Origin of the sequence: Pantoea sp. ME81, assembly GCF_903970985.1 — a bacterium.
Classification (GTDB): Bacteria; Pseudomonadota; Gammaproteobacteria; order Enterobacterales; family Enterobacteriaceae; genus Pantoea; species Pantoea communis.
This window is the reverse complement of the sequence record NZ_CAJCKS010000200.1, coordinates 1-8,000: the sequence shown is the minus strand read 5'-3', so window position 1 is coordinate 8,000 and position 8,000 is coordinate 1. Positions and strand designations below refer to the sequence as shown.

Here is an 8,000-nt window from a genome sequence, read left to right as displayed (position 1 = left end):
ACGGGGCAGATCCATCTTTCCCTGCAAGAGCACCAGCAGCACGGCACCTGATATCTGCCGTTGGCTAAATAACAAGCTCATCGTAATCGCACAGGCCAGTGTCATATGATCGCTCGGGAATGAAGCGTCTGCGACGTGGGAAATAAAGGTGTGGCCGATCGGCACCATAAAGGGGCGTGGATGCGGGAAGAAATCCCCGATGATCACGTTGATGCTTAAGGCTATCAGTGACGTCAATAAAGCGGACAACGCCACCTGCTGATGATTGCGGTTGAAACTAAACCAGTAAACCAGCAACGCCAGCGGGTAGATAAATATCAGCCACGTCGCGCAGACATTGCCAAAACTCAGCATTGCCGTCGATGCATGCGCCGGCGCATTCAGCAGCAGGAAAACCGTGTCGTTAATATTTTCCGCATTTTCAGATGTCAGAAACATCGCTATCTCCTTGTAATCAATTAAGCCAGTGGCAGGGAAACACTTACCTTCAAACCCGATGGGAAGCGCGTGGCGGCTGATAGCGCCACCTCACCCTGCATGCGAACCAGCATGGCGTGGACAATCGACAAACCTAAGCCTGAGCCGTTGGCGTCATTGCCTTCCATGCGATAAAAAGCGTCAAACACCCGATGGTGCTTATCGGCTGGAATACCCGGACCGGAGTCTTCGATGGTGATCAACACCTGGCGGGGATGCTGTTCGATAGCGATATCGATGCATCCTCCCTCCGGCGTGTAGTGGATGGCGTTGTGCAACAGATTGCGCAACGCGGTATAGAGATCAGAGGGGCGCACCATCACCTCCGCATCGCTGATACTGAGCACCCCCAGATCCTGGGCTTTGTGCTCAGCTAACGGATGCAGATCGGCAATCACCTGCTTCATCACCGCAAAAACCTGTGTGCGCTCCACGGGCGGCAGCACTCCGGCTTCACCACTTTGAGCGCGGCTCAGCGTCAGCAACTGCTCCACCAGCCAACTGGCGCGTTGCATACCTGCACGCAAATCACTTAGCCGATGCTGGCTCTCCGGCGGCAGTTCGCTACTTGCCAGCCGTTCGGATTGCAGCATCAGCGCCGTCAGCGGTGAGCGAAGTTCGTGGGCGGCATCCGCAACAAAACGTCGCTGCTGCGTGATGGCATCAGAAGACCGTTGTAGCAAGCGATTGATGGCAGTGATAAAGGGCTGAATTTCATGCGGAATTGTCGCACCATTCAGTGACATTGACGCACTGTCGCGTTGCTGATCGACCTCCGCCGCCAGTTGGCGAATCGGGCGGAAAATCTTCTTCACCAGATCAGCAATCAGATACAGCAGTACCGGAAAAAGAATGCCGAACGGCACTAAGGTGCGTAGCGCCGAAGAGAGTGCAACGCTTTCCTGCACCGAAGCACGTTGCGCCACCGCGACGCGCACGCCACCAGCCATGTTTTCTATCAGCACGCGATAGCGTTGTTGATTGACTTTCAGCGTGTGAAAACCCGCCTCAAGCTGTGCAGGCAGTACAAAATCAGCGACGGGCGCCGCAGCAGGCATGATGAAGTGCACCACAATGCGCGAGCCCTCCTCATCCTGTAGCGGCGGGCTGATGAAACTGCTCTTACCGGGCGTCAACATGCCATCTTTCGCCAGACTGGCGATTTGTTGCAGCGACGAATCCTGCAACTCATGCGCTTCATCCCAGGCAGAGAGAAAACCCAACACTCCGCTAAGAAAAGCGATACTGCCGACGGCAACACACAAAACCAGCGACAGACGTAATTGCACTGATTCACTCAGGCGTCTTTTGAGACTTTCCATCCCACGCCCCGCACGTTCTGAATCGCATCACTACCGAGCTTTTTACGCAGCGAATGAATGAAGTACTCAATCGCGTTGCTCTCAACCTCTTCGCCCCAGCCGTAAATTTTGCTTTCTAGCTCGCTGCGCGAAAAAATCTGACCGGGCTGGGCGATTAACGCCTGCAACAGGGCATACTCACGGGCAGATAGCGTGTGGGTTTCATCGCGTTGAAGATGACACACCTGCCGGGTTGCGGGATTGAGGGTCAAGAACCCATTGCTCATCAATGGCGCGGCATTCCCTGCTTTGCGCCGCATCACCGCACGCGCACGCGCCAGCAGTTCACTCATGGCAAAGGGCTTGAGCACATAATCGTCGGCACCCGCGTCCAGGCCATTCAGACGATCCTCCAGCGCATCGCGCGCGGTAACGATCAGTAGTGGCACCTGGTTGCCCTGCAGACGCAGTTGTTGCAGCACTTCCACGCCATCGCGACGCGGTAACCCCAGATCGAGCAGCACCAAATCGTAGCTGTGCGTGGCCAGACTCAGCAGCGCCTGCTCGCCATCACGTACCCAGTCGGCGGCGTAGGCGGCATCCTTTAGCGCCGCATAGACCGCATCCCCGATCATGCGGTCATCCTCGACCAGCAACACTCTCATGACTCTTCCTGCTGAGCAGGACGTATCACCGCAGTCAGCACCGGCAGCAGTGAAACGCCAATGATGCCGAGCGCCAGCCACTCGCGGTGATCGCGCACCCAGGGCATATCGCCAAGGAAATAACCGAGCGCAATAAAACCGCCACACCAGGCCAGTCCACCGGCGAAGTTCCACAGCAGGAATGTCGAACGAGGCATGGATGACAGGCCGGCAATAAACGGCGCGAGCGTCCGCACAATCGGCACGAAGCGACCGATAAACACGGTGGCGGCGCCATATTTGCGAAAGAAGGCTTCCGTCTTTTCACGATGCTGAACTTTCAGCCACTGGCGCCGTAAAATAAACCGCCCCACCGCACCTTTGCCAATATGGTAATTCAGCGTATCGCCGATAAACGCGGCAACGGTTAACAGGGCGATCACCGTGACAGGTGAAAGAGAGGTGGCCGGTAAAAAGGCGCCTGTGGTGAATAACAACGAATCACCTGGCAGAAACGGTAAAATGACTAAACCGGTTTCACATAAAATCATCACCGCAACGATCGCCACCACCCACAACGGGTCGGCGTTAACCAGGGCAATCAGGTGACTGCCCGAGAGATAATCCATCAGATGCTGAAGCATATATTCATTCCTGATCGGGTTAGAGTTTAGATATCTGGCGCGAAGAGTGGCCGTAGAGTGTTGATGCGCCGATTAATATCGCCATCGCCAGCAGGAAAATAATATTGACCGGCGTGGTGCCGTAACCCAATCCGCCCTCTTTAATCGGTTGAGAGAACAGATCGGCGAGGGAGGCGCCTAATGGGCGCGTCAGCACATAAACCGTCCAGAAACAGGCCACGCTGCTGAGCCTGCCGATACGCCAGAGCGCCGCAGTTGCCGCAATCAGCACCGCAAACAGCAAGGTGGTGGTCAGGTAACCAAGCGATAATCTTTCTGCTAACGCATCACCCAGCGCCGTACCAAACGCGAAGGTGATCATAATGGCGAGCCAGTAATAGATTTCACGACCTTTGGTATTGATGGATGAGAATTCCAGCGTGCCTTCAGTGCGATGCCAAAACATCAACACCATCACCAGGCCCGATCCAAACATCGCCACTGAATAGAGCAGTGGCACCTGCATTTGATCGGTCAAATAGTCAGTGAGTAAGGTCCCGGTAATGCTCACCATTAACACCGTCAGCCAATAAAGCCATGGGATATAACGGGGTGCGCGCAACTGAAATAGCAGGATGAATAAAAACAGCAGTGCAGAAATAAGGGATGTGCCGGTAAGCCCAAAGCCCAGCCCAAAGTTGATCCAGTCAGCGCCGGTTTCACCGACCGTCGTCGACATCATTTTTAGCACCCAAAACAACAACGTGGCTTGCGGTACTTTCGCTTTTAATTCTGAGAAGGTGTCAGTCATGATCGGTTTCCCCGTCAACATATTGCGCTCATGATGACCGGGTAAACTTAAATCTCCCTTAAAAGGGAAAAATAGTTTTTCCGCTTGTGATTATCTTTTTCTGAAAACTGAATAAATGAATCTCTTTCTTAATGTTCAATTAAGGATTCCATGAGCGCATCCCTGAAAAATGATTTATTAGTCCAATAGTGAGAGTGAAATAATTTATCGAAGAAATGAATAATTTAACTAAGGTCACAAAAGCTGTAAAAACTTTACAGAGCGGATTGCATCGGGGTCGCAATGGGTTACTGTTAAATTCTTGTAACAAATGTAACCAAAAGGATCTGTATGAAAACCTCACTGCGTTTTTTAACAACCGCTGTAATGGCTGGGCTCTCCTTCTCTGCGCTCGCCGCTGTGCCTGCTGGTTATCCCGCTGAGTATCAGAAAGTTATTGATGCGGCGAAAAAAGAGGGAAAAGTGGTGGTGTATTCAACCACTGACACTAAGGCTGCTGGCCCGTTGATTAAAGGCTTTGAGTCGCTCTATCCGGGCATCAAAGTTGAATATAACGACATGAACAGCACCGAACTCTACAACCGTTACATCAGTGAGCAGGCTTCGGGTAGCGGCAGCGGTGATGTGGTGTGGAGCTCATCCATGGATACTGCGTTGAAGCTGGCCACCGACTACGCTGCGGAATATGCCTCTCCTGAGCAGGGAAAAATTCCAAAATGGGCGGTGTGGCAAAACAAAGCCTACGGCACGACCTATGAACCGGTGGTGTTTATTTACAACAATAAACTCATCCCAAAAGACACCGCGCCTGACTCTCACACCGCACTGGCTAAAATGATTGCAGCCGATCCGGCTAAATTCAAAAATAAAGTGACCACTTACGATATTGAAAAATCAGGATTAGGTTTCATGCTGACGGTTCAGGACAGCAAAGTGGATCCGCAATACAAAGAAAACCTGGCGGGGATGGCGAAAGGGGGGCTGACGGTTCAGTCTTCGACTGGCACGATGATGGAGCGCGTCTCTTCAGGCGAGAATTTGATTGGCTTTAATATTCTCGGTTCTTATGCCGAAGCCCGAGCGAAGAACGATCCGGCATTGGGCATCGCTTACCCGAAAGATTATATCCTGGTGTTGTCTCGCGTTTCGTTTATCACCGAAGAGGGTGAGCATGAGAACGCCGCTAAATTGTGGCTGGATTATGTATTGTCAGAAAAGGGACAGAGCGTTCTGGCGAATCAGGCGGACATCCCTTCCCTGCGCAATGATATTGAAGGCAAAAACGATATTGACGGTATGACCAAAATGTTGGGCAACGCCTTGAAGCCGATTCCGGTGGATGAATCTCTGCTGGAATATCTGGAACCGGCAAAACGCCTGGAATTTATTAAACAGTGGCGTACCGCCGCCGGGAAATAATGCTCCCCACGTTATGCGCTCGTCGCGGCGCATAACATCTCCTTTCGCCTCCGGTGTTTGATAGGGTTGGCATATGAGCAGGTTACTGAAAAAGTGGCAGAGTTTGCCACGTGCATTGATTTTTCTGATCACGGCATTAGTTATTTACGTGCCGCTGATGTTTATTGTGGTGCAGAGTTTTCTCTCCGCGCCGTTCTTTGCCAAAAAGAAAGAGCTGACGCTCGGTTCTTTTGGATTTATTTTCTCCGATCCTGATTTTTATAAGGCGCTGGAGTCGGGCTTTATTCTGGCGTTTGGTCTGGTGATCATTGCTATTCCACTCGGCGGTATTTTGGCCTTCCTGATGGTCAGAACCAACTTGCCAGGACGCCGCCTGATTGAGCCGTTGATTTTGGTACCGATCTTTGTCTCACCGATGGTGCTGGCCTTTGGCTATGTGGTTGCCGCCGGGCCGGTGGGATTCTTGTCTCAATGGGCGAATCAACTGTTTGGCGTGGTGCCGTGGAACATCTACTCGATGACCAGCATCGTGGTGATCGCCGGACTCACCCACGTGCCACACGCCTATCTCTATATTTCATCGGCACTGCGCAGCGTCAGCTCCGATGTGGAGGAAGCCGCGCGCACAGTCGGCGCTTCACCGTTGCAGGTGATGACTTCGGTCAGCCTGCCGATGGTGCGCCCTTCGATTCTGTATGCCTGTGTGCTGCTGTTCTTCCTGGGGTTAGAGGTGTTCGGCCTGATGCTGGTACTGGGCGATCCGGAAGGCAACATGGTGCTCGCCACCTATCTGTATAAGCTGACCAACAAACTCGGCACCCCTTCATACCACCTGATGGCCGCCGTGGCGGTGGTGCTGATCTGCTTCACCGTGCCGCTGGTGATGCTGCAGCGCTGGCTGATGCGCACCGCCAACCGTTTTGTCACCATGAAAGGCAAAGCGTCACAAGCGCGCGCCCTGCCGCTGGGTAAATGGCGCTGGATTGCCGGTGCGGTGGTGTTGGCTTGGCTAACAATCACCATCGGCGTACCGCTACTGGGCGTGGTGATGCGTGCGTTCATCTCGCATTGGGGCGTCGGCGTCTCACTGTGGGATGAAATATCCTTCGCGACCTTCCGCAGTATCTGGGATCAACCCAATCTGTTGCGTGCCATCGTCAACTCGATGCTGATTGGGGTGATCGGCGGCGCGGTGGCGGTGATCTGTTATTTGTTTGTCGGCATCGCCATGCATCGCAAGCAGGATCAGGTTACACGCTTCCTGGATTACAGCGTGCTGGTGCCGCGTGCCGTGCCGGGTCTGTTAGCCGGTCTGGCTTTTCTCTGGGTGTTCCTGTTCATTCCGATGTGGCTCGATCAGTCCCTGAAAAACGGCTGGCTCTCCAGCCTGCCGGTTGCTGACTGGCTGCGTGAGAATTTTATCGTTTGGCTGCGTTCCCTGCGTCAAACCATCTTTAGCGTCTGGCTGGCTTACACCGTGGTGTGGATGGCTTATGGCTTGCGCCTGATCTCCTCAACGCTGTTGCAGGTCGGCCCGGAACTGGAAGAAGCCGCACGCAGCGTGGGTGCCACCCCGGGACAAACCACGCGTCACGTGACCGTACCGCTGTCACGCCATGGCCTGATTGGCTCGTGGTTGCTGATGTTCCTGATTTTTGAGCGCGAATACTCAACGGGCGTGTATCTGCTGTCACCCGGCACCGAAACCATCGGTTCAATGCTGGTCTCACTGTGGTCAGCGGGCGCCATTGATATCGTGGCTGCGCTCTCCCTGATTAATATCGTGCTGGTGGTCATCGGCCTCGGCATCGCGTTACGCTTTGGAGTGAAATTACATGATTGAATTATCGGTAGATAACTTGCATCTGATGTACGGCGATAATCCTGTATTGAAAGGCGTATCGATGCAGTTGAAAAAAGGCGAAGTGGTTTCACTGCTGGGCCCATCCGGCAGCGGCAAAACCACCTTATTGCGTGCCGTGGCTGGTCTGGAAAAACCGTCACAGGGGCGCATTACTATCGGCAAAAATGTGGTGTTTGATGGCACGCCGAAAAGTGAAATCCCAGCTGAAGAGCGCAATCTCGGCCTGGTTTTTCAGTCCTACGCGCTGTGGCCGCACAAAACCGTATTTGAGAACGTGGCCTACCCGCTCAAGTTGCGCAAAGTGGCCACAGCAGAGATTAATCAACGCGTTCAGGCGGTGTTGGATCAACTGGGGCTCGGGCATCTTGGCAAACGCCACCCGCATCAGCTTTCCGGCGGTCAGCAGCAGCGCGTGGCGATTGGTCGTGCGCTGGTCTATAACCCGCCCGTGATTTTGCTGGATGAGCCGCTCTCCAACCTGGATGCCAAATTGCGTGAAGAGGCGCGCGTGTTCTTGCGCGAGCTGATTATTCGTCTCGGACTGTCTGCCTTAATGGTGACACATGACCAGAACGAAGCCATGGCGATCTCTGACCGTATTCTGTTGCTGAATAACGGCGTGATTGAACAGCAAGGCACACCGCAAGAGATGTACAGCCAGCCCTCAACGCTGTTTGCCGCTGAGTTTATGGGTAGCAATAACCGTCTGCACGGCAAAATCACCCACGTTGAAGGCGGCCGGGCGCGCATTGCCGGGGCAAAATGGGCGCTATGGGGTAAACCGAGTGGCGATGTGCGGGTTGGACAGGATGGGACAGCGGTGATTCGCGTCGAACGTATGAATATCGCTGACACCGCTGA

At 53.7% G+C, this 8,000-nt stretch carries 8 protein-coding genes; 3 read left to right on the top strand and 5 right to left on the bottom strand.

Annotated elements, in window-relative coordinates:
• The 5 genes from H7A81_RS23785 to H7A81_RS23765 all read right to left on the bottom strand — a co-directional run.
• A partial coding sequence (locus H7A81_RS23785) for an undecaprenyl-diphosphatase (protein ID WP_182058907.1) occupies window positions 1–438 on the bottom strand: 438 nt, incomplete at its 3' end.
• Window positions 439–458: 20 nt separating this feature from the next.
• The gene (locus H7A81_RS23780; protein WP_182058906.1) at window positions 459–1,799 is read right to left on the bottom strand and encodes an ATP-binding protein; all 1,341 of its coding nucleotides are present in this window, start codon (window positions 1,797–1,799) and stop codon (window positions 459–461) included.
• Complete coding sequence (locus H7A81_RS23775) at window positions 1,775–2,443, bottom strand: response regulator transcription factor (RefSeq protein ID WP_182058905.1); 669 nt, start codon at window positions 2,441–2,443, stop codon at window positions 1,775–1,777. Before H7A81_RS23775 ends, H7A81_RS23780 begins: the two co-directional genes overlap by 25 nt.
• Window positions 2,440–3,066, bottom strand: a complete 627-nt coding sequence (locus tag H7A81_RS23770) for a VTT domain-containing protein (protein ID WP_166934239.1) — start codon at window positions 3,064–3,066, stop codon at window positions 2,440–2,442. The genes H7A81_RS23775 and H7A81_RS23770 overlap by 4 nt, the downstream gene beginning before the upstream one ends.
• Window positions 3,067–3,085: 19 nt before the next feature.
• Complete coding sequence (locus H7A81_RS23765; protein ID WP_160867811.1) at window positions 3,086–3,856, bottom strand: hypothetical protein; 771 nt, start codon at window positions 3,854–3,856, stop codon at window positions 3,086–3,088.
• 330 nt (window positions 3,857–4,186) lie between these two features.
• Here H7A81_RS23765 and H7A81_RS23760 point away from each other — a divergent pair, with 330 nt between their 5' ends.
• The 3 genes from H7A81_RS23760 to H7A81_RS23750 form a co-directional block, all read left to right on the top strand.
• Entirely contained in the window at window positions 4,187–5,275 is a 1,089-nt protein-coding gene (locus H7A81_RS23760; RefSeq protein ID WP_182058904.1) for an ABC transporter substrate-binding protein, read from the top strand.
• Window positions 5,276–5,348: 73 nt separating this feature from the next.
• The gene (locus H7A81_RS23755; protein WP_182058903.1) at window positions 5,349–7,118 is read left to right on the top strand and encodes an iron ABC transporter permease; all 1,770 of its coding nucleotides are present in this window, start codon (window positions 5,349–5,351) and stop codon (window positions 7,116–7,118) included.
• Window positions 7,111–8,000: ABC transporter ATP-binding protein (locus H7A81_RS23750; protein WP_182058902.1), on the top strand; the 890-nt coding region annotated here is incomplete at its 3' end. The genes H7A81_RS23755 and H7A81_RS23750, both read left to right, overlap by 8 nt.